General features: G+C 73.2%; 22 protein-coding genes. 14 read left to right on the top strand and 8 right to left on the bottom strand.

The window, feature by feature from the left end; translation table 11 throughout:
* Nucleotides 1-31 precede the first annotated feature (31 nt).
* Entirely contained in the window at nt 32-325 is a 294-nt protein-coding gene (locus HDA31_RS12375) for a ferredoxin (RefSeq protein WP_178065172.1), read from the bottom strand.
* Between the two features lie 176 nt (nt 326-501).
* Between HDA31_RS12375 and arc the strand changes: the two genes are divergently transcribed.
* The 8 genes from arc (at nt 502) to HDA31_RS12415 (ending at nt 8,358) form a co-directional block, all read left to right on the top strand.
* A complete protein-coding gene (gene arc, locus HDA31_RS12380) occupies nt 502-2,283 on the top strand; it encodes a proteasome ATPase (RefSeq protein ID WP_074477164.1) in 1,782 nt (593 codons plus the stop codon).
* 173 nt (nt 2,284-2,456) lie between these two features.
* On the top strand, nt 2,457-3,974 hold the full coding sequence (gene dop / locus HDA31_RS12385) for a depupylase/deamidase Dop (protein ID WP_074477165.1): 1,518 nt from the start codon (nt 2,457-2,459) through the stop codon (nt 3,972-3,974).
* A gap of 107 nt (nt 3,975-4,081) precedes the next feature.
* Nucleotides 4,082-4,297 (top strand): ubiquitin-like protein Pup, encoded by a 216-nt coding sequence (locus HDA31_RS12390; protein ID WP_036375672.1) that lies wholly within the window; start codon nt 4,082-4,084, stop codon nt 4,295-4,297.
* 6 nt (nt 4,298-4,303) lie between these two features.
* On the top strand, nt 4,304-4,972 hold the full coding sequence (locus HDA31_RS12395; protein WP_178065173.1) for an endonuclease VII domain-containing protein: 669 nt from the start codon (nt 4,304-4,306) through the stop codon (nt 4,970-4,972).
* Entirely contained in the window at nt 4,891-5,730 is an 840-nt protein-coding gene (gene prcB / locus HDA31_RS12400; protein ID WP_176734232.1) for a proteasome subunit beta, read from the top strand. Before HDA31_RS12395 ends, prcB begins: the two co-directional genes overlap by 82 nt.
* A 62-nt stretch (nt 5,731-5,792) precedes the next feature.
* Entirely contained in the window at nt 5,793-6,605 is an 813-nt protein-coding gene (gene prcA, locus HDA31_RS12405) for a proteasome subunit alpha (protein WP_178065174.1), read from the top strand.
* A gap of 137 nt (nt 6,606-6,742) precedes the next feature.
* Nucleotides 6,743-8,101: a Pup--protein ligase gene (gene pafA / locus HDA31_RS12410; protein ID WP_074477170.1), complete on the top strand. Its 1,359-nt coding sequence runs from the start codon at nt 6,743-6,745 to the stop codon at nt 8,099-8,101.
* 68 nt (nt 8,102-8,169) lie between these two features.
* The gene (locus HDA31_RS12415) at nt 8,170-8,358 is read left to right on the top strand and encodes a hypothetical protein (RefSeq protein WP_178065175.1); all 189 of its coding nucleotides are present in this window, start codon (nt 8,170-8,172) and stop codon (nt 8,356-8,358) included.
* 82 nt (nt 8,359-8,440) lie between these two features.
* Here HDA31_RS12415 and HDA31_RS12420 read toward each other — a convergent pair whose 3' ends face one another.
* On the bottom strand, nt 8,441-9,526 hold the full coding sequence (locus HDA31_RS12420) for a DUF3866 family protein (RefSeq protein WP_178065176.1): 1,086 nt from the start codon (nt 9,524-9,526) through the stop codon (nt 8,441-8,443).
* A 45-nt stretch (nt 9,527-9,571) separates the two neighbouring features.
* Nucleotides 9,572-10,549, bottom strand: a complete 978-nt coding sequence (locus tag HDA31_RS12425; protein ID WP_178065177.1) for a cation diffusion facilitator family transporter — start codon at nt 10,547-10,549, stop codon at nt 9,572-9,574.
* Nucleotides 10,550-10,683: 134 nt separating this feature from the next.
* On the opposite strand from HDA31_RS12425, the gene HDA31_RS12430 reads away from it, so the two are divergent.
* The 5 genes from HDA31_RS12430 to tatC all read left to right on the top strand — a co-directional run bounded on the left by HDA31_RS12430 (nt 10,684) and on the right by tatC (nt 14,514).
* Nucleotides 10,684-11,682, top strand: coding sequence for a helix-turn-helix transcriptional regulator (locus HDA31_RS12430; RefSeq protein WP_074477174.1), 999 nt, complete (start codon nt 10,684-10,686; stop codon nt 11,680-11,682).
* Nucleotides 11,679-12,728, top strand: coding sequence for a helix-turn-helix transcriptional regulator (locus HDA31_RS12435; protein WP_178065178.1), 1,050 nt, complete (start codon nt 11,679-11,681; stop codon nt 12,726-12,728). The genes HDA31_RS12430 and HDA31_RS12435 overlap by 4 nt, the downstream gene beginning before the upstream one ends.
* A gap of 10 nt (nt 12,729-12,738) precedes the next feature.
* A complete protein-coding gene (locus HDA31_RS12440; RefSeq protein ID WP_178065179.1) occupies nt 12,739-12,987 on the top strand; it encodes a hypothetical protein in 249 nt (82 codons plus the stop codon).
* A gap of 219 nt (nt 12,988-13,206) precedes the next feature.
* Nucleotides 13,207-13,542 (top strand): Sec-independent protein translocase subunit TatA, encoded by a 336-nt coding sequence (tatA, locus tag HDA31_RS12445; RefSeq protein WP_178065180.1) that lies wholly within the window; start codon nt 13,207-13,209, stop codon nt 13,540-13,542.
* Nucleotides 13,543-13,560: 18 nt separating this feature from the next.
* Complete coding sequence (gene tatC / locus HDA31_RS12450) at nt 13,561-14,514, top strand: twin-arginine translocase subunit TatC (protein WP_178065181.1); 954 nt, start codon at nt 13,561-13,563, stop codon at nt 14,512-14,514.
* Nucleotides 14,515-14,618: 104 nt separating this feature from the next.
* On the opposite strand, the gene HDA31_RS12455 is transcribed toward tatC, so the two are convergent.
* The 3 genes from HDA31_RS12455 to HDA31_RS12465 form a co-directional block, all read right to left on the bottom strand.
* Nucleotides 14,619-15,158 carry a Rieske (2Fe-2S) protein gene (locus tag HDA31_RS12455; RefSeq protein ID WP_178065182.1) on the bottom strand — a complete coding sequence of 180 codons (540 nt, stop codon included), beginning with the start codon at nt 15,156-15,158 and terminating at the stop codon, nt 14,619-14,621.
* A 109-nt stretch (nt 15,159-15,267) separates the two neighbouring features.
* A complete protein-coding gene (locus HDA31_RS12460) occupies nt 15,268-15,780 on the bottom strand; it encodes a DUF6529 family protein (protein WP_246384693.1) in 513 nt (170 codons plus the stop codon).
* 539 nt (nt 15,781-16,319) lie between these two features.
* Nucleotides 16,320-17,048: a hypothetical protein gene (locus tag HDA31_RS12465; protein ID WP_178065183.1), complete on the bottom strand. Its 729-nt coding sequence runs from the start codon at nt 17,046-17,048 to the stop codon at nt 16,320-16,322.
* Between the two features lie 152 nt (nt 17,049-17,200).
* Here HDA31_RS12465 and HDA31_RS12470 point away from each other — a divergent pair, with 152 nt between their 5' ends.
* A complete protein-coding gene (locus HDA31_RS12470; RefSeq protein WP_178067504.1) occupies nt 17,201-18,142 on the top strand; it encodes a diacylglycerol/lipid kinase family protein in 942 nt (313 codons plus the stop codon).
* A gap of 45 nt (nt 18,143-18,187) precedes the next feature.
* Here the strand turns inward: HDA31_RS12470 and HDA31_RS12475 are convergent, their stop codons facing one another.
* Together HDA31_RS12475 and HDA31_RS12480 are read right to left on the bottom strand one after the other, a co-directional pair.
* Nucleotides 18,188-19,165 carry a DUF2804 domain-containing protein gene (locus HDA31_RS12475; protein WP_178065184.1) on the bottom strand — a complete coding sequence of 326 codons (978 nt, stop codon included), beginning with the start codon at nt 19,163-19,165 and terminating at the stop codon, nt 18,188-18,190.
* A gap of 66 nt (nt 19,166-19,231) precedes the next feature.
* Nucleotides 19,232-20,935, bottom strand: coding sequence for a pectinesterase family protein (locus tag HDA31_RS12480; protein WP_178065185.1), 1,704 nt, complete (start codon nt 20,933-20,935; stop codon nt 19,232-19,234).
* Between the last annotated feature and the right edge of the window lie 165 nt (nt 20,936-21,100).

Genomic DNA, 21,100 nt, shown 5'->3' on the forward strand with positions numbered 1-21,100 from the left:
GGCGGTCGTCGGTCGTCCGCGGCGGCCGGGCTCAGTCGTCCTCGGCGTCCGGGCCGGCGACCTCGACGCCGTCGCCCCGCACCACGTGGATGCACTCGCCCGGGCACTCCTTCGCCGAGTCGATCACCTCGAGGCGCAGGTGCCCGGGCACCCCCACCCGGCTGCCCGGGGCGAGCTTCAGCTCGCCGTCGGCGCCCTTGACGTAGGCCAGCCCGTCGACGTCGAACTCGAAGACCTCCGGCGCGTACTGCACGCACAGGCCGTCACCCGTGCAGAGGTCCTGGTCAACCCAGACCTGCAACTGGTCGGTCGCGACCTCGCTCACCGGCGTACCCCCATGTTCTCCCGTCCCACGACACGACGGTACCCGAACGCTCCGACCTGCCCCTGCGGCCACCCTGGCGATCAAGGTTCAGTGACGAGGGCGTTGCGTGGGACCGAATCGGCCTCATAGCGGCTAGTGTTAGGGCAGAACGTTCAAGCCCCCCGGGGAGGTGGGACGTGGCACGCAGCGACGACGCGGACTCGCGCGCCGCACGGTGGGAGAAGGAGGCCCACGATCTCTCCACGCAGGTCGCGTTCCTTCAAGAGGAACTCGCTCTGGTGCGGCGCAAGTTGACCGAAAGCCCCCGACACGTCCGGCAGCTCGAAGAGCGGCTGGCGGCCACCCAGGCACAGTTGGCGCGGCTGACCGAGAACAACGAACGGCTCGTGAGCACTCTCAAGGAGGCCCGAGCGCAGATCGTGACGCTCAAGGAGGAGATCGACCGCCTCGCGCAACCGCCGAGTGGCTACGGTGTCTTCCTGGCAGCGCACGAGGACGGCACGGTGGACGTGTTCACCGGGGGGCGCAAGCTCCGGGTGGCCGTCTCTCCCTCGCTGGACGTCGCGGAGCTGCGACGTGGCCAGGAGGTCCTGCTCAACGACGCGCTCAACATCGTCGACGCGTTCGGGTTCGAGCGGGTCGGCGAGGTGGTGATGCTCAAGGAGATCCTCGCGGGCCCCGACGGCGCTCCGGGCGACCGGGCGCTGGTGGTCTCGCACTCCGACGAGGAGCGCATCGTGCACCTCGCCGAGACCCTGATCGGCTCGCCGATCCGGGCCGGCGACTCGCTCATGATCGAGCCCCGCTCGGCGTACGCGTACGAGCGGATCCCGAAGAGCGAGGTCGAGGAGCTGGTCCTGGAGGAGGTGCCCGACGTCGACTACACCGACATCGGTGGCCTCCAGTCGCAGATCGAGCAGATCCGCGACGCGGTGGAGCTGCCCTTCCTGCACGCGGACCTGTTCCGTGAGCACCAGCTCCGCCCGCCCAAGGGCATCCTGCTCTACGGCCCGCCCGGCTGCGGCAAGACGCTCATCGCCAAGGCGGTGGCGAACTCGCTGGCCAAGAAGATCGCCGAGCGGCTCGGCAAGGAGAGGCACACCAGCTTCTTCCTCAACATCAAGGGCCCGGAGCTGCTCAACAAGTACGTCGGCGAGACCGAGCGGCACATCCGGCTGATCTTCCAGCGGGCCCGGGAGAAGGCCGGCGAGGGCACGCCGGTCATCGTGTTCTTCGACGAGATGGACTCCATCTTCCGCACCCGCGGCTCCGGCGTCTCCTCCGACGTGGAGAACACGATCGTCCCCCAGCTGCTCAGCGAGATCGACGGCGTGGAGGGGCTGGAGAACGTCATCGTCATCGGCGCCTCCAACCGGGAGGACATGATCGACCCGGCCATCCTGCGCCCCGGCCGGCTCGACGTGAAGATCAAGATCGAGCGGCCGGACGCCGAGGCGGCCAAGGACATCTTCTCCAAGTACATCCTCGCCGGGCTGCCGCTGCACCCGGACGACCTGGCCGAACACGGCGGCGACGCCCAGGCCACCGTCGCCGCCATGATCGACGCGGTGGTCCTGCGGATGTACTCCGAGACCGAGGAGAACCGCTTCCTCGAGGTGACCTACGCCAACGGCGACAAGGAAGTCCTCTACTTCAAGGACTTCAACTCCGGCGCGATGATCCAGAACATCGTCGACCGGGGCAAGAAGATGGCGATCAAGGAGTTCCTCACCTCCGGCCGCAAGGGCCTGCGCCTGCAGCACCTCCTCGACGCCTGCGTCGACGAGTTCCGTGAGAACGAGGACCTGCCCAACACCACCAACCCCGACGACTGGGCCCGCATCTCCGGCAAGAAGGGCGAACGGATCGTCTACATCCGCACGCTCGTCTCCGGCGGCAAGGGCACCGAGGCCGGCCGGTCGATCGAGACCGCCAGCAACACCGGCCAATACCTGTAAACCCCCGACGACACGCCCGGGGCCCGCGACACCGACGTCGCGGGCCCCGTCGCGTACCCGTGCCCGGCACGACACCGCCCCGACGTGGCCGCCCGCCGCACCCCCGCACCGCGCGGCGCGGACTACGCTCGACGTGACGGGGGACCGGGTCGGCGAGCGAAGCGGGTAGGTTGATGAGCGTAAGACGGATCATGGGCACCGAGGTCGAGTACGGCATCTCCGTGCCCGGCCAGGCGGGGGCCAACCCGATGGTCACCTCCTCCCAGGTGGTCAACGCCTACGGGGCGCGCCCCGAACTCAACCGGGGCGGCCGGGCCCGCTGGGACTACGAAGAGGAGTCGCCGCTGCGCGACGCCCGCGGCTTCACCTACTCCGGCGCCGCGTACGACCCCGCCGAGGCGCTCGCCGACGAGGACCTCGGGCTGGCCAACGTCATACTCACCAACGGCGCCCGCCTCTACGTCGACCACGCCCACCCCGAATACTCCACCCCCGAGGTCACCAACCCCCTCGACGTGGTCCGGTGGGACAAGGCCGGCGAACGGGTGATGGCCGAGGCGGCCCGCCGGGCCGCCACCATCCCGGGCACCCAGCCCATCCACCTCTACAAGAACAACACCGACAACAAGGGCGCCAGCTACGGCGCCCACGAGAACTACCTGATGCGCCGGCAGACGCCGTTCGCCGACATCGTCGCGTACCTGACGCCGTTCTTCGTCACCCGCCAGATCGTCTGCGGCGCCGGCCGCGTCGGCATCGGCCAGGACGGCGGCGCCAGCGGCTTCCAGATCTCCCAGCGCGCCGACTTCTTCGAGGTCGAGGTCGGCCTGGAGACGACGCTCAAGCGGCCCATCATCAACACCCGCGACGAGCCGCACGCCGACGCCGACAAATACCGCCGGCTGCACGTCATCATCGGCGACGCCAACCTGTCGGAGATCTCCACGTACCTCAAGGTCGGCACCACCGCCCTGATCCTCACCATGATCGAGGAGAAGGCGCTCGGGCCGGACCTGGGCATCGCCGACCCGGTGGGCGAGCTGCGCGCCGTCAGCCACGACCCGTCGCTGAAGCACCTGATGCGGCTGCGCGACGGGCGGCGACTGACCGCCCTGGACGTGCAGTGGGCCTACTTCGAGCGGGTCAGCTCCTTCGTGGACGACCGGTACGGCGCCGACGTCGACGAGCAGACCGCCGACGTGCTCGACCGCTGGGAGAGCGTGCTCGACCGGCTCGGCCGCGACGCGTTCGAGTGCGCCGACGAGCTGGACTGGGTGGCGAAGCTGCGGGTGCTGGAGGGCTACCGGGAGCGGGAGAAACTCGGCTGGGGCTCGCACAAGCTCCAACTGGTCGACCTCCAGTACTCCGACGTGCGGCCGGAGAAGGGCCTCTACCACCGGCTCGTGCAGCGCGGGTCGATGAAGACGCTGCTGACCGACGAGCAGACCCGCACGGCGATGACCGAGCCGCCGGAGGACACCCGGGCCTACTTCCGGGGCCGCTGCCTGGCCCAGTACGCCTCGGAGGTGGTCGCCGCGAGCTGGGACTCGGTGATCTTCGACGTGGGCCGGGAGTCGCTGGTGCGGGTGCCGATGATGGAGCCGGAGCGGGGCACCCGAAAGCACGTCGGCGCGCTGTTCGACCGGTGCGTCAGCGCGAAGGACCTGCTGGAGACGCTGACCGGCGGCTGACCCTGCCGAGGGCCCGAAAGCCCGCCCCGCGCCAAGCCGGCGCGCGGCGGGCTTTTCGTCGCCTCCGCGAGGTAAGTTCGTCGGAGACGATCGTGGAGGAGGCAGCAATGGCCACTCGTGACAGCGGCGGGCAGTCGCAGTCGGGCAAGGCCCGGCAGGGCGAGGAGATCGAGGACGTCACCACCGAGGCGAACCCGGAGGTAGCCGAGCGGCACGCCGAGATCACCGAGGACGTTGACGACCTGCTCGACGAGATCGACTCCGTCCTGGAGGAGAACGCAGAAGAGTTCGTGAGGGGATACGTCCAGAAAGGGGGTGAATGATACTGTATGTCCAATTTGCCCAGCGCATCGGACAGGAGGTGTCCCCAGTGTGAGCGCCTGCTGCCCACGACCGAGTTCCACCGCAACCGGCGGCGCGCGGACGGGCTGGCTTTCTATTGCAAGAGCTGCGCGGCGGCCCGCTCGGAGGCGAGCCGCCGCAAGCGCGGGATCAGCGCGCCGAAGAGGGCTCCGGTTCCGGTCCCCGTCGGGCTGAAATGGTGTCCCGACTGCGGAGACATCAAGCCGCTTGAGGACTTTCCGCGCACCAGGAAGGCCGGCGGGCGGCACACGTACTGCAAACCGTGCCACAACGCCCGTGGCAGGGAAACGGTGCAGCGGCTCTACGGCGGCACCCGCGAATACCACCTCCGTCGCCGCTACGGGGTGGGGCAGAAGGAGTTCGACGAGCTCCTGGCCGAGCAGGGCGGGGTCTGCGCGATCTGTGGTGGCGCGGACCCGCAACATCTGGACCACGATCATCGCACCGGCTGGGTGCGCGGGATACTCTGCTTCAATTGCAACGGTGGTCTTGGCCAGTTCCGTGACAGTCCTACGAGGCTGGCCAGGGCGATCACGTACCTGAAGGGAACCACGTGGCAGCGGGTTTTGATCCATCCGGGCGTCTACCAGATGTGTTCACCAACGCGGGGACGTCGTCCTTCACGTCTTTCCTGAGCAGGGTGGCCCCCGAGATGCTGCCCGGCCGTCGGCCGTTGCCGCCCGGCATGGCCGCCGACCTGGCGCCGCACGCGACCACCATCGTGGCCATCTCGGCCGCCGGTGGAGTGGTGATGGCGGGCGACCGGCGGGCCACCATGGGCAACCTGATCGCCCAGCGGGACATCGAGAAGGTGCACCCGGCCGACGCGTACTCGCTGGTCGGCATCGCGGGCACCGCGGGCATCGGCATCGAGCTGATGCGACTGTTCCAGGTGGAGCTGGAGCACTACGAGAAGATCGAGGGCGCGATGCTCTCCCTCGACGGCAAGGCCAACCGGCTGGCGTCGATGATCCGGGGCAACCTGGGCGCGGCCATGCAGGGCCTCGCGGTGATCCCGCTGTTCGCCGGGTTCGACCTGGCCGCCGCCGACCCGGCGCGGGCCGGGCGGATCTTCAGCTTCGACGTCACCGGCGGCCCCTACGAGGAGACCGGCTACGACGCGATCGGCTCCGGTTCGATCTTCGCGCGGTCGGCGTTGAAGAAGCGGTTCCGGGCGGGCCTGTCGGTCGACGACGCGGTGCGGCTCGCGGTGGAGGCGCTCTACGACGCGGCCGACGACGACACGGCCACCGGCGGCCCGGACCTGACCCGCCGGATCTACCCGGTGGTGATGACGGCGACGGCGGAGGGCACGCACCGGCTCACCGACGCCGAGACGGCCGCGATCGCCGAGGCCGTGGTGGCCGGCCGGATGGAGAACCCGGGCGGCTGAGCCCCGCCTCCGCCCCAGTCAGCAGTCGTCGTCAGCACAGCGCCCAAAGGAGAACCGCCGCCGTGGCCATGCAGTTCTACGCCTCGCCCGAGCAGATCATGCGCGACCGCTCCGAGCTGGCCCGCAAGGGCATCGCCCGGGGCCGCAGCGCGGTGGTCGTGAGCTACTCCGGCGGGGTGCTCTTCGTCGCGGAGAACCTCTCCAGCACCCTGCACAAGGTCAGTGAGATCTACGACCGGATCGGCTTCGCCGCCGTGGGCCGGTACAACGAGTTCGAGAATCTGCGTCGCGCCGGGGTCCGGATGGCCGACCTCAACGGCCTGAGCTACGACCGGCGGGACGTGACGGGTCTGGCGTTGGCCAACGCGTACGCGCAGACCCTCGGCGCCATCTTCACCGAGCAGTCGAAGCCGTTCGAGGTGGAGATCTGCGTGGCGGAGGTGGGCGCGACGCCGGAGGCCGACGCGCTCTACCGGTTGACCTACGACGGTTCGGTCAACGACGAGCCGGGCCGGATGGCGATGGGCGGGCAGGCCGAGGCGATCTCCGGTGTGCTCAAGTCGCAGCACCGGCCGGACATGTCGCTCGGTGAGGCGGTCCGGGTGGCCGTGGCGGCGTTGGGCAGCGTCGGCGGCGAGGGTGGGGCGGCGCGGACGATCGCGGCGCACCAGTTGGAGGTGGCGGTCCTGGACCGGCACCGTAAGGGCCGGACGTTCCGGCGGATCACCGGCGCGGCCCTGACCGCGTTGCTGGACGCCGGGGCGGAGGAGTCGACGGAGCCGGCGACCGAGGAGCGTCCGGAGACTCCGGCGACGCCGACGCAGGAGGCGGGGAAGCCGACGACGTCGGCGGGCTCGGCGGACCTGGAGGGGTAGCGCGGGTCCGACACGCCCGGGGCGTGACCGTTCGACGACAGTGATCACCTGGCCGGCCACCCAGATGGGTGGCCGGTCGTGTGTGTCCGGGTGGTCAGCCCTGCCCATTCGGGGCCGGAGAGGACTAATGTCAACTCATGGAGCGGCGAATCTTCGGCCTTGAGACCGAGTACGGCGTCACCTGCACCTACCGTGGTCAGCGGCGGCTGTCCCCCGACGAGGTCGCGCGGTACCTGTTCCGTCGGGTGGTGTCGTGGGGCCGGTCGAGCAACGTGTTCCTGCGCAACGGCGCCCGGCTCTACCTGGACGTGGGGTCCCACCCGGAGTATGCGACGCCGGAGTGCGACTCCGTGGTGGACCTGGTGGCCCACGACCGGGCGGGGGAGCGGATCCTGGAGGGGCTGCTCGTCGACGCGGAGAAGCGGCTGCACGACGAGGGCATCGCGGGTGAGATCTACCTGTTCAAGAACAACACGGACTCGGCGGGGAACTCGTACGGCTGCCACGAGAACTATCTGGTCTCCCGGCACGGCGAGTTCGGCCGGCTGGCGGACGTGCTGATTCCGTTCCTGGTGACCCGGCAGTTGATCTGCGGGGCGGGCAAGGTGTTGCAGACGCCCCGGGGCGCGGTCTACTGCCTGTCGCAGCGGGCGGAGCACATCTGGGAGGGGGTGTCGTCGGCGACGACCCGGAGCCGGCCGATCATCAACACCCGGGACGAGCCGCACGCGGACGCGGAGCGGTACCGGCGGCTGCACGTCATCGTGGGTGACTCGAACATGAACGAGGTCACCACGCTGCTGAAGGTCGGTTCCGCGGACATCGTGCTGCGGATGATCGAGGCGGGGGTGGTGATGCGGGACCTGTCGCTGGAGAATCCGATCCGGGCGATCCGGGAGGTGTCGCACGACATCACGGGTCGGCGGAAGGTGCGGTTGGCCTCGGGCAAGGAGGTCAGCGCGCTGGAGATCCAGCAGGAATACCTGGCGAAGGCGACGGAGTTCGTGGAGCGCCGGGGCGGGGACCAGACGGCCAAGCGGGTGGTGGAGCTGTGGGGCCGGGTGCTGCGGGCGGTGGAGACCGGTGACCTGGAGCCGGTGTCGCGGGAGATCGACTGGGTGTCGAAGCTGCGGCTGATCGAGCGGTACCAGCGCAAGCACGACCTGCCGTTGTCGCATCCCCGGGTGGCGCAGATGGACCTGGCGTATCACGACCTGCGGCGCGGGCGGGGCCTGTACGGGCTGCTGGAGCGGCGCGGGGAGGTGGACCGGGTGGCGACGGATCCGGAGATCTTCGAGGCGAAGGAGACGCCGCCGCAGACGACGCGGGCGCGGCTGCGGGGGGAGTTCATCCGGCACGCGCAGGAGAAGCGGCGTGACTTCACGGTCGACTGGGTGCACCTGAAGCTCAACGACCAGGCGCAGCGCACCGTGTTGTGCAAGGACCCGTTCCGGGCGTACGACGAGCGGGTGGAGCGGTTGATCGCCAGCATGTGATCCGGTGGGCCCCCTCGTGCGGCGCTGGTCGCGGCGGGAGGGGGCCGTCCGGGTAGGCTGGCGCTGCCATGATGTCTGAACCTCCGGGGCGCGAGCGCGGCGCCGAGAAGTTGAACTGGATCGACCGCCGCCGGGAGAAGATCCGCGCGGAGGTGGAGCGGAACCGGCGCGGCGAGTACACGGTGCCGACGTGGGTGTTGGCCGTGGCGCTGGTGGTGCTCGTCGGCGGCTGGCTGGCATTGATCTTCCTGGCCTGAGGGCGTCCGCCGCGCACCGCCGCCCGGCCGTGGCCGCAGACCGCCTGACCGCCGCCCCGCCCGAACCGGATTCGCGGCGGGGTCAGCGGGCCAGGGCGGCGGCGTGCCGGCCGGCGGCCGCGGCGGCGAGGAAGTAGGCGTGGTCGGCGTCGAGGCCGCGGCCCATGGTGGACAGGGGCACGGGACTGGCGCGCAGCGCGGCGTCGAGCCCGTCGGTGGGGACCCGGACGATGCGGTGTCGCCCGGCGAGGGGGGCGAGCGCGGCGTCGACGTCGCCGGCCAGCGCGGCGGGCAGGCCGGCGGGCACGACGAGGTCGGCGGGGGCGAGGGCGACGCGGCCGTACGCGGTGAGGCTGTGGTGGGACACGCCCCGGTGCCGGGGACGGGGGTCGGCGTCGGAGATGCGCAGGGAGCCGACGGGTTTCCCGCCGAGGGCGGCGACGGCGTTGACGGCCTCGCCGACGGCGACGCCGGAGTAGCCCCACCGGGTGCCGGTGCCGAGGTTGCCGGGGCCCTGGGCGCAGATGACCACGTCGGCGTCGAGCACGTGCCGGGCGGCGAGCAGGCCGCTGTGCACGGTGGTGGCTTCCAGGTCGCCGCCGAACGCCTGCCCGACGCTGATCGTGCCGGCGAGCCGGCCGCGCAGCCCGTCGAGGGCGCGGGAGAACCAGGCGGGCAGCGCGCCGCCGTCGGTGAGCAGGTAGGCGACGCGGGTGTCGGGGGCGTCGGCGTGGATGCCGGCGAGGATGGCGGGCAGGGCGGAGTGCAGGTCGGCGGTGACGACGGGCAGGCCGGCGACGTCCTCGGCGGCGGCGAGCGTCGCGTGGTGCGGGCTGGCCTCCTCGTCGACGCCGAGCAGGATGGGTTGCAGGGGCGTGTAGCGGGCCTTGACGAGGTGCCCGGCGTCGCGGGTGTCGCCGGCCTGTGGCGGGTCGGGCGGCAGCCGGTCGGGCAGGGCCACGACGAGGGCGTATCCGCCGGTGCCGAGGCCCATGAGCAGCGCCCCGGCGTTGAGCAGCACCCGGTCGCCGGGGGCGGGGCGGCCGACGAGGTGCGGGTAGGCCAGGGCCCGCATGGTGGTGCCGTCGGCGAGTGTGACGTCGAGTTCGATCGCGCCGGTCCACTCGCGCCGTAGCGCCGTCACGGTTCCCGCCCGCCATCGCACCATGCGGTGCACGCTAGCGGTTGCCGGGGGCGGGGCGCGGCGGCGGGGTCAGCGCGGCGGCTCGTCCTGGATGTGTCGGGTGCGCCGGTTGCGGGTCTCGGGGCGCGACGGGGTGGGGTCGAGGAAGACGTACCCGATCTCGGGGTAGCGGGCGGTGAGGCGGCGCTCGGCCTCGTCGGCGGCGGCCTCGATGTCGGCGCCGGTGGCGTCGTCGCGGAAGTCGACCTTGGCGGCGACGAGCATGTCCTCGGGGCCGAGCTGCATGGTGAGCAGGGTGTCGATGCGTTCGACGGCGGGCAGCCCGTCGAGTTCGGCCGCGATCTCGTGGCGCAGCCGTTCGGGCACGGAGCGCCCGACGAGCAGCGAGATGTTGGCCTTGGCGAGGGTGATCGCGACGACCAGCAGCAGCAGGCCGATGGCGATGGAGGCGAGGCCGTCGTAGAGCTCGTCGCCGGTGAGGTGGGACAGGCCGAGGCCGACGGCGGCGAGCAGCAGGCCGATCAGGGCGGCGCTGTCCTCCAGGAAGACGGCCTTGATGGTGGTGTCGGCGGTGAGCTTCAGGAACCGTCTCGGCGTGGTGTTCCAGCGGCGCGACTCGGCGCGGACCTGCCGGGTCGCCCGGGCCAGGGAGACCGACTCGACGGCGAACGACACGGCCAGCACGACGTACGCGACGAGGTAGTCGCCGCTGTGTTCGTGCACGAGGATGGTGGTGACGCCGTGGGTGATGGCGAAGCCGGCCCCGGCGACGAAGGTGAACAGCGCGGCGAGGAACGCCCAGACGTAGCTCTCCTTGCCGTACCCGAAGGGGTGGCGGACGTCGGCGGGTCGTGCGCCGCGGCGCAGCGCGAGGTAGAGCAGCGCCTCGGTGGTGGTGTCGGCGACGGAGTGCGCGGCCTCGGAGAGCATCGCCGCGGAGCCGGAGATCAGCCCGGCGACGAGCTTGGCCACGGCGATGGCGAGGTTCGCCGCGCCGGCCACGACGACGGTGCCCACGCTCTCGGTCTTGACGTCCGCTTCGGGCATGGGGTCACCCTATGGCCGCCGGGCGCGGCCCGCTGCGGTGCCCTTGTGGTCACCCAGGGTGAGTGTTGTGGCGTTGCCGCGACGCGCCCGGATTGGGTGCGCGCCCGCGCGGCGCGGGCTGCTAGCGTGCACACGTGTCGCGGACCCGCACCGAACGCCTGGTCAACCTGGTGATCTGCCTGTTGTCGACGCGACGGTTCCTGACCGCCGCGCAGATCGCCGCGACCGTGCCCGGTTACGAGCACGATCCGGACGACGCGAAGGATCACGAAGCGTTCCAGCGCAAGTTCGAGCGGGACAAGGCGGAGCTGCGTGAGCTGGGGGTGCCGCTGGAGACGGGGACGGCGAGCGTCTTCGACTCGGAGCCGGGCTACCGGATCGCCCACCGGGAATACGCGCTGCCGGACATCCCGCTGGAGCCGGACGAGGCGGCGGCGGTCGGCATCGCGGCCCGGTTGTGGCAGCACGCCGGGTTGGCGGCCGCCGCGTCGTCGGGGCTGGCGAAGCTGCGGGCCGCCGGGGTGGACGTGGACCCGCAGGCCACGCTGGGACTGGAGCCGATGGTGACGGTCGACCCGGCGTTCGCGCCGTTGACGGCCGCCGCCCGGGACCGCCGCGAGGTGAGCTTCGACTACCGCGTGCCCGACCGCGACGATCCGACCCGCCGCCGGGTCCAGCCGTGGGGCGTGGTCTGCTGGCGGGGCCGGTGGTATGTGGTGGGGCACGACCTGGACCGGGCGGCGACCCGCTGTTTCCGGCTGTCGCGGGTGGTGGGCGCGGTCCGGGTGGTCGGGGCCCCGGGCGGCTACGAGCCGCCGCCGGGGCAGGATCTGATCAGCCACGTGGCGCGCTGGTCGGGGCCGGTGGAGCGCACGGGCCGGGCGACGGTCCTGGTCCGTCCGGGCCGCGCGGCGGGGCTGCGCCGCTGGGCGGTGGACAGCGGCTCCGGGCCCACGGGGGACCGGCTGGTCCTGCCGTACGCCGACGCGGAGTCGCTGGCCGCAAAGCTGGTGGGGTACGGCCCGGACGTGCGGGTGCTCGACCCGCCGGAGGTGCGCGAGGCGGTGATCCAGCGGCTCAAGGAGATCGCCGCCCGGCACGACGAGCTGACCGTGACCGGAGGTGCCCGATGACCCGCCCGGCGACCCGTCCCGCCGCCCGCCCGACCGGCCCGCGCGCCGCCGGCAACCGGGCGTCGGCCGACCGGCTGGCCCGGCTGCTCAACCTGGTGCCCTACCTGCTGGCCCGGCCGGGGATCGAGATCGCCGAGGCGGCCGGTGACCTGGGGGTGACCGAGCGGCAGCTCCGGGAGGACCTGGAGCTGCTGTGGGTGTGCGGGCTGCCCGGTTACGGCCCGGGCGACCTGATCGACATGGCGTTCGACGGCGACCGGGTGACCATCACCTACGACGCGGGCATCGACCGGCCGCTGCGGTTGACCCCCGACGAGGCGCTGGCGCTGGTGGTGGCGCTGCGGATGCTCGCCGAGACGCCGGGGGTGGCCAACCGGGAGGCGGTGGAGCGGGCCCTCGCGAAGATCGAGAACGCGGCGGGCGACCTGGTCGGCGCCCCGGTGGAGGTGCGCCTGCAGGCGGACGGCCGGCGGGTGGAGCAGCTGCGGGCCGCCGTGGGGCGGGGGCGGGCGCTGCGGATCACCTACTACACGCCGGCCCGGGACGAGACGACCGAGCGGGTCATCGACCCGCTGCGGATGCTGATGGTGGGCGGCCGGGCGTACGTGGAGGCGTGGTGCCGCCGCGCGGAGGAGGTCCGGCTGTTCCGGGCCGACCGGATCGACGCGGTCGTCGAGCTGGACGAGCCGGCGGCGGTGCCGCCGCAGGCCCGCCCGCACGACCTCACCGAGGGGGTGTTCCGGCCGTCGCCGGACCTGCCGTTGATCACGTTGCGGATCGGCCGGGGCGAGCGGTGGATCACGGAATACTATCCGTGCGAGCGGGTCGAGCGCGGCGACGGCGACCAGTGGCTGGTGTCGCTGCGGGTGACCGACCTGGGCTGGGCTCGCCGGTTCGTGCTGGGGCTGGGCCCGGGGGTGGCCGTGGTCGCCCCGGCGGAGCTGGCCGAGCAGGTGCGGGCGCAGGCGGTCGCCGCGCTGGAGGCGTACGCCAGCCCGGACGGCGCGCCGTCGGGTGATCCGGCGGGGGCCGCGTCGCCCCGGTAGGCTGGCCGCCGTGGTGAAGTGGATCGTGGTCGCGGTGGTGCTGTTCGCGTTCGTGGTGCTGGCGCTGGCCGTGCGGCCGGTGCTGACCCGGCTGCCCCGCCTGCGGCGGGCGGCGATGGCGTTGCAGGGCCGCCAGGCGGAGGCGGAGGCGCTGCGGGTGTCGGCCGAGGCGTTGCAGGAGCGCGCGGAGGCGATGCAGGGGCAGGTGGAGCTCACCCAGCGCCGTCTGGCCGTGATCAAGGCGAAGCGCGGCCACTAGATCGACCCGGGCCGCTGCGCGCGGGCCCGGCGGCCGGCGCGGGGCGGGTACCCGCAGGTGGGATCCCGGTTCGAATGGTTGACGGGACGCGCGAAGTTGGTCAACACTTCACCGGCCGGTCGAAACCACCAGCGTCCGGCGGGTGGCAACGGCCCTCGACGGACGTACGATGGGCTCCGGAAACACCCCCACGACGACACAGAGCGACTGGAGCTTCCCATGGGTGCCCTCAAGCCGTGGCACATCGCCGTACTCGTGGTCGTGATGATCCTGCTCTTCGGCGCGAAGCGGCTCCCCGACGCGGCCCGCTCGCTGGGCCGTTCGCTGCGGATCATCAAGGCCGAGACGAAGAGCCTGCACGACGACGACCGCGATCTGGCCGAGAAGGCCGACGCCCAGGCGGGCTACCAGCCGCTGCAGCCGAACGCCGCGCAGCCGCAGCAGCAGCAGTATGCGCAGCAGCCGTACGCGCAGCCGCAGCAGCAGCCGTACGCCCCGCCGCAGGCTCCGCAGCAGCCGGTCATCGACCCGGTGCAGCGCGTCCGCGACCACTGACCGAGGGGCCCGACCACCGTGGCCTTCGCCCTTCGTAAACGCGGACCGAGCAAGTTTGAGCAGGCCGCCGACGGCTCCATGACGCTGATGGACCACATCCGTGAGCTGCGCTCCCGGTTGTTCCGGGCGTCGCTGGCGATCATGGTCGGCTTCGGCTTCGGTATCTGGCTGGCGACTCCGGTGCGGCTGCTGTTGTCGAAGCCGTACTGCGACCTGCCGGCCTCGATCGACCCCGACACGGGCAAATGCAACTTCGTCCAGCTCGGTGTCGCCGACGTCTTCCTGCTCAACCTGAAGATCGGCCTCTGGGTCGGGTTGGTCATCGCCGCCCCGGTCTGGCTCTACCAGCTGTGGGCGTTCATCGCGCCGGGTCTGCACCGGCACGAGCGGCGGTACGCCTACGTCTTCACATCGCTGGCGGCGCCGCTTTTCGCCGCAGGCGCGGTACTGGCCTTCTTCGTCACCACCAAGGGGCTGGAGTTCCTGCTCAACGTCTCCGGTGACGACATCTCGACCAACCTCGAGGTGACCCGCTACATCTCGTTCGTCACCAACCTGATCCTGTTATTCGGGGTGGCGTTCGAGTTCCCGCTGATCGTGCTGATGCTCAACTTCGTGGGGCTGGCCAGCGCGAAGCGGCTGCTCAGCTGGTGGCGGGTCGCGATCTTCGTGTTCTTCGCCTTCTCGGCGGTGGTCACCCCGACGCCGGATCCGTTCGGTATGACGGCTCTGGCAGTCTGCCTGTCCGCCCTGTACTTCGCCGCCGTGGGTGTCGCGTTCCTCAACGACAGGCGGCGCGGGCGGGGCAAGGAGATCTACGCTGGGATCGCCGACGACGAGGTGTCGCCGTTGGAGCTCAACGACGACCGGGTGCCGCCCGGCCAGCGGATCGAGGCCGTCGACCCGATCGGCGTCCCGGAGCCGGTGGCCGCGCCGGCGCCGATCGACCGGCGCTACGACGACATGACCTGACGAGGCTGACGACGTGAAGGCCCGCCCCGAGAAGTTCGGGGCGGGCCTTCGTCGTGCCGGGGGTGCGGCCCGTCGGGCCGGCGGTGGCGTCGTGGGGGCCGCCGTCAGGCGAGCAGGACCTGACCGTCGCGCACCGACACCGCGACCGACGGCAGCGGCGAGCCGGCCGGCCCGCCGCGTACCGACCCGTCGGCGATGTCGAACGTGCTGTTGTGGCAGCCGCAGACGATGGTGCCGCCATCGACGCGGGTGACGGTGCAGCCGGCGTGGGTGCAGGTGGCGGAGTACGCCTTGACGGTCTCCTGCGTCGGCCGGGTCAGCACCACGCCCCGGTCGGCGAGGATCCGGCCGCCGCCGACGGGCAGGTCGGCCACGGCGGCCAGCGCCGCCGCCTGCCCGCCGGCGGGGGCGTCGTCGGGAGCCTCGCCGGGGGCGTCGGCGTCGGCCGGGTCGCCGCTGCCGGCGGGCTCGGCCACCGGGTCACCGCTGGCCGGCGCGTCGCCGCCGGGCGGATCGGCCGCCACCGGCGCGGCGACGGGCTGCCCGTACGTCTGACAGCCGGCCAGCAGGGCGGTGACGCCCGCCGCCCCGGTGGCGCACAGGACGGCCCGCCGGGACGGGCAGGGCCGGTGCTCCTCGGTCATCGGGTGGTCCTCCTCGCTGCGGTCGGCGTCGACGGGCGGCCCGTGGCCGGTGCCGCCCTCCGGGGCGTGGTCGGTGCGGCCGGTGTCCTGCCGGCGGCGCCGGGCGCCGTCACCGGGTGATCCCGAAGGTGGTGAAGTACCACAGCGACGAGGTCAGCCAGATCGCCGTGAGGGCGACGAAGACCGCCCCGCCGGTGACGGGCAGCACCCAGCCGGCCAGCCCCGGCTTCGGCAGGGCCAGCATCTTCGTGGTGAACACGCCGAAGAAGAAGCAGCCGAACAGGGAGTGCGCCAGGGTACGCAGGTCGTAGGCGGCGAAGCCGAGGGCGTACAGGCAGTGCACGGCCACGGGCACGGCGAGCAGGAACGCCACCCGGCCGGACCAGCGGTGGGCGACGCCCGCCCAGGAGGGGCGGAAGCCGCCGAGCCGCCCCCACATCGCCAGCGCCGACAGCACCTGCACCACGGCGAGGGCCATCGCGCCGCTGCCCAGCCACACCTTCACCTGCATCGGCCCGGTGAAGCCGGCGACGTTGACGGCGATGCCGGTGGGCTGGTGCAGTTTCGCGTAGACGCCGGTGGCCACGGCGACCGCCGCGCCGGCGAGCACCGGCAGCAGCAGCGAGGCCGTGCGGGCCGGCTCGGTCTCGGCGGCGAGCCGCGCCGCGAACGCGGCGGGGTCGGGCAGCACCCGCAGGCCCCGATCGTCGTCGCCGGGGCCCCGGTCGTCGCGGGACCGGTCGGCGTCCGGCCCGCCGGCGCGGCCGGTGGGCCAGGTGTCGACCTCGGGCCGCGCCTTCTTGCGCCCGGCGTCCCACCGGTCGCCACCGGGGCGGGCACCCGTCCCGGTGGCCCATACGTCGACCTCGGGCCCGGTGTCCGGGCCGTCGCCCCACGCCCCGGCGCGGGGCAGGTCGTCGCTGCCACGGCCCGGCCTGCCGGCGCGCGGCGCGTCACCGCTGTCGCCGATCCACCCGCCGGCCCGCGGGCCGTCGTCCCCGCCGTCCCAGGCGGCGGCCCGGGGCGCGCTGTCCGCGTCGCCGCCCCACACGTCGACCTCGGGCGGGGTGTCCCAGTCGACGCGGGGCGGGGCCTTCGTGCCGCTGTCCCAGTCGTCGCCGGCCGGGGCGACGTCCGTGCCGGCGCGCCAGTCGCCGCTGGTCACCGGCCGGGCTCCGGCGCGGGGATCACCGGCCGGGCGGTGACGGTCAGTCCCTCGACGATCGTGGTGCCGAACGCAGGGTCCAGCGGCGGCGCCGGGATCGGCCGACCGTTCCAGGTGAGCACGCCGATCTGGGTGCCGTCGGGCCGCAGGATCCAGCCGCCGTCGACCCCGGCGTCCCGTAGCTGCGGGGTCGCCCGGTAGACCACGGGGGCGGTTCCCGCCGTGGCCTTCGCGGTGAACGTGGTCGTGTCGCCGCCGATGGTCAGCTTGCCGGTCGCCTCGGAGCCGTCGAACGTCCCGGTGAGCTTCGCGTTCTTGCCGTCGAGTGCGAGCTTTCCGTCGGCGGCCGTGCCGCGCAGCCACAGCTCCATGTCCTTGCCGTCGCACACGTACGCCTCGGCGGCGCCGTCGCGGGAGGTGATGGCGATGCTGGCGCCGTTGTTCAGGCGGCCGGTCCAGCTCGCGTCCACCTTCTGTTCGGGCGTGCCGGCGGCCGGGACGTCCGTCGCGCCGGGGGCCGCCGACGGGGGCGCCGAGGCACCCGGGGACAGCTCGGGCGGTTGGCTCCCGGACGGCGCCGGCGGCGCGTCGGCGGCGCTGGCCGGGGGCGCGGCGTCCACCTTCGGCGGCGCGGCCGTCGGTGCCGCCTGCGCGCTCATCGCGAACAGTACGGCCGCCATTCCGGCTCCGGTCACCAGCGTCAGCAGCGGGGTCATGCGCTTCATGGGGCAGCTCCCTTCACCGGAACGTACGGGGTTGGCCCGCCGGTCGTTCAACGCGACGGCAGATTGCTTCGGCGACGAGTCCCGCAACCGGCGTCGGGACCGTCCGGCGCGGGCCGGTCGGCGGTGCCACGGCGGTGCGGGCGGGCGGTACGGTGCTCGCCGTGACCGCAGCCGACCACCCCGCCCCCGGGCCGCGCCCCGACGGTCCCGTCGCCGTGCTCGCCAACCCCACGGCCGGGCGCGGGCGGCACCGGGGCCTGCTGCCGCGCCTGCTCGACCGGCTGGCGACGGCGGGCCGCCCGGTGCGGCTGCTGGAGGCGGGCACGGGCGCGCAGGCCGAGGCGGCGTGCCGGGCCGCCGTCGCCGACGGGGCCGCCGCGTTGGTCACCGTCGGCGGCGACGGCACGGTGCACCGGGGCCTGCAGGCGGTGGCCGGCACGGGGGTGCCGTTCGCTCCGGTGCCGGCCGGCACCGGCAACGACTTCGCCACCGACACCGGCTTTCCCGCCGACCCGATCGCCGCCGTCGAGACCGTCGCCGCCGCGCTGCGCGAGGGCCGGACCCGGCCGGTGGACCTGGCCCGGATGACCGGCCCCGGCGGCGACACCCGGTGGTACGGGGCGGTGCTCGCCGCCGGCTTCGACGCGATCGTCAACGAGCGGGCCAACCGGATGCGCCGCCCGCGTGGCCCCCGCCGTTACGACCTGGCGATCCTGGTGGAGCTTGCCCGGCTGCGCCCGCGCCGCTACACCCTGCGGCTCGACGGCGAGCCACTGGAGCGCGACGCGGTGCTGGTGGCGGTCGGCAACTGCGCCAGCTACGGCGGCGGCATGCGGATCTGCCCCGACGCGGACCCGACGGATGGCCTGCTGGACGTGGTGGTCGGCGGCCGGTTCGACAGGCGCACGCTGATCCGGGTGAAGCCGCGCATCTACCGGGGCACCCACGTGCGGCACCCGCTGGTGAGCAGCCACCGGGCCCGCACGGTGGAGCTGGCGGCCGAGGGCATCACCACGTACGCCGACGGGGAGCGGTGCCTCGACCTGCCGGTGACGGTGACCGCCGTGCCGGGCGCGGTGCGTCTGCTGCGCTGACCGGGACGCGGGCGCGGACGGGCGACAGGCCGTTGCCCGGCGCGGCTACCAGCGGTTGCGGGCCTCCTCGGCCCAGCCGACGAGCCCGTCGAGGTCGATCCGCTCGCCGTCGTCGGTGGCCGCCCAGCCGGTGAAGTGCCCGAAGCACTGGTGCGTCTCGTTGGCCACCACGCCGAGGTTGGTGCGGGCGGCCCGCTCGTGGAAGGGGTGCAGCGTCACGTCCACCCGGTCGCCGGCGATCCGCCACGGGCGCAGCCAGTCGGACCGGTCGTACGTCCAGCGCAGCTCGTCGCCGATCTTGTGCAGCCGGCCGGCGACGAACAGCCCGTTCTCGGTGCTGCCGGTGCCGTCGGTCCACTTCCCGCCGAGCTGGACGGCCCGGCCGGGCCCGCTGCCCGCCGCCCAGTTCCAGGCGATCGAGTACGGCCACCGTCCCCGGCCGTGGTCGAGCACGGCGAACGACCCGTCGGCGGGGACGTCGTGCCACGCGCCCCCGACGCGCAGCCGGCCGCGCACGGGCCGCCCGACGTCCTTGACGGTGTACTGGAACCGCCGCTGGCCCCACGGCACGACCACCCCGAGCGACTCGTGGCCGGCGGGCAGCGGCATGGCCAGGTCGACCTCGACGTCGCCGGCGGTGGCGCGCAGGGTGGTGCCGTCGGGGCGCTGGTCGACGTCGACGGTCACCGGCCCGCGCGCGGTGACGGGGCCGACGCCGCTGCGCTCGGGCAGCTCCACCCCGCGGGCCAGCGGCACCACCGCCTCGGTGACGACCTCCTCGCCGGTGGCGCGGTCGAGCACGTAGAGGCTGTGCACGCCGGCGTAGTCCAGCGACGACACGACGACCCCGATGACGTGGGCGGGGGTGACGACGCCCCAGTACTCCCAGCGCTTGGTCCGCCCCCAGCCCCGCAGGTTGGCCCGGTGCAGGGGGCGGCGGGTCCAGCCGATCGCCGCCGGGTCGAGCCGGCCGTCGGGCAGGCAGAGGTCGACGGGGGCGGTGATCTCGCGTTCGTGCGTCATGGCGGGAGGTTACCCGCCGGTACGCGGGGCGGCGTGTGGTCCCGCCGCCCCGCGTACCGGGGTCGGTCAGTGGATCGGGTTCCAGCCGTCCGAACCGGCCAGGTACTGCTGCGCCGTGTAGGTGGGCGCCTGGGCGTCGGTGAGCTGCGGGCGGTCGGCGGTGACCGTCGCGCCGGGGCCGCTGTTGCGGTACTCGAAGAACCGGGCGTCGCGCCACGAGAACCCGGACATGTCCGTCCACGGGGAGTCCTTGACGTGCGCCCCGAGGACGCTGTCGCGGAACACGACCTGGCCGATCGCGTTGACGTCGCCGCTGGGGTGCCACGGCCGGCCGAGGTGCACGCTCTGGGCGGCGGCCGAGTCGGTGGTCAGGGTGCAGCCGACGAACAGGAGGCCGTACGGGTTGCCGATCATCGTGGACGGCGCGGTGACGTACCCGTTGTTGCTCGACGAACCGCGGTCGAGCGACCTGATCTCGCAGCGGTCGAAGACGCCGGTGCCCCGGCCGAAGATGAAGTCGACGTCGCCCTCGACGTAGCAGTCGCGGAAGTACGCGCGGCCGATGGCGCTGCTGTTGGCGCTGTTGTGGTAGAGGGTGTCCTGGTTGCCGAGGAACCGGACGTTGTCGAAGACCAGCCGGTCGGCGCGGGTGAGCACGGCGACGGCCTGCTCGGCGCTGTAGTCGTGGGCGGCCTCGTCGAAGCTGTTGGCGAAGGTCAGGTGCCGGGCGGTGAAGTCGCTGCCGTCGATGGTCACCGAGGCGCTGCCCGAGGTGCCGTAGGTGCCACCGTCCGGCTTCGGGGTGCCCGAGGCGTTGTCGTAGGTGATGACCACGTCGCGGGCGTCGCCGGTGGAGCCGACGAGGGTGACGTGGGGCTTGTCGGCGGGGATGGTGACCAGTTCCCGGTAGGTGCCGGGCCGGATGACGATGGTGCGCCCGGTGGTGTTGCCGGCGGGCACGGCGTCCACCGCCGCCTGCACGCTGGTGTAGGCGCCGCTGCCGTCCTTCGCGACGACCACCGTGTCGCCGGCCGGCGGGGTGCCGGTGGGCGTCGGGGTCGGCGAGGCGGGGGGCGTGGTCGTCGGCGTCGCGGTGGGGGTGGTGGTCGGCGGGGGAGTGCCGGTCGGTGGCGTGGTGGGGGTGGTGGCGCCGCTGGTGACCGTCACGTCGTCGTAGCGGGCGGTGGCGTGGCGGGTCTGCACGCCGATGCGCCCGGTGGCGATGCTGCCGGTGCCCGAGCCGACCGGGACGCCGTCGACCCACCCGCGCACGGTCGACCCGGCGGCCTCGATGCGCAGCGTGTACCAGGCGCCGGTGGCGACGGTGCGCGACAGCGTGCCCAGGGTGGTCGCCGCGCCGCTGCGGACCGCCTCCAGCCGGACCTGGTTGCCGGGCAGCAGGGCGAGCCGGTAGTAGGTGGTCGACCCGGAGGCCCGGGCCAGCAGGGCCACGGCCCCGTCGGCCGGCAGGGTCAGGGCCTTGACCCGGGCCTGGACGGTGTAGTCGGTCCAGGTCGAGGTGCCGGCGAACAGGCGCGCGTTGTCGGTGTCGGCCTTGGCCTGGTGCAGGGCGGGGCTGTCGTCGGCGACGACCGACCAGGTCCCGCCGGACTTCGACCAGCCGGCGGTGTCCCCGTCGGTGAAGTCGTCGCTGAACAGCGTGGCGGCGTACGCGGACTGGACGCCGCCGAGCTGGGTCAGGCCGAGCGCGGCGGCGGTGAGGGCGGCGGTGGCGACGGCGAGCAGGGGCCGTCGGCGGCTTCTGCGCATGGTGGAGGAACCTCCGGGGGACGGGGTAGGAGGCCGGCAACGGGGCGTGAAAGCGCTTTCCTGGCGCACCGTAGCCCCGGTCCTCATGCCTGTCAATGCATCGCCTCCCCGCGCGGCGGGCCTGCTGCGGACCGTGGGCGGGATGCAGCCGCCGGGCCGGGCCGG

The sequence above is a fragment of the Micromonospora carbonacea genome (assembly GCF_014205165.1).
GTDB lineage: Bacteria > Actinomycetota > Actinomycetes > Mycobacteriales > Micromonosporaceae > Micromonospora > Micromonospora carbonacea.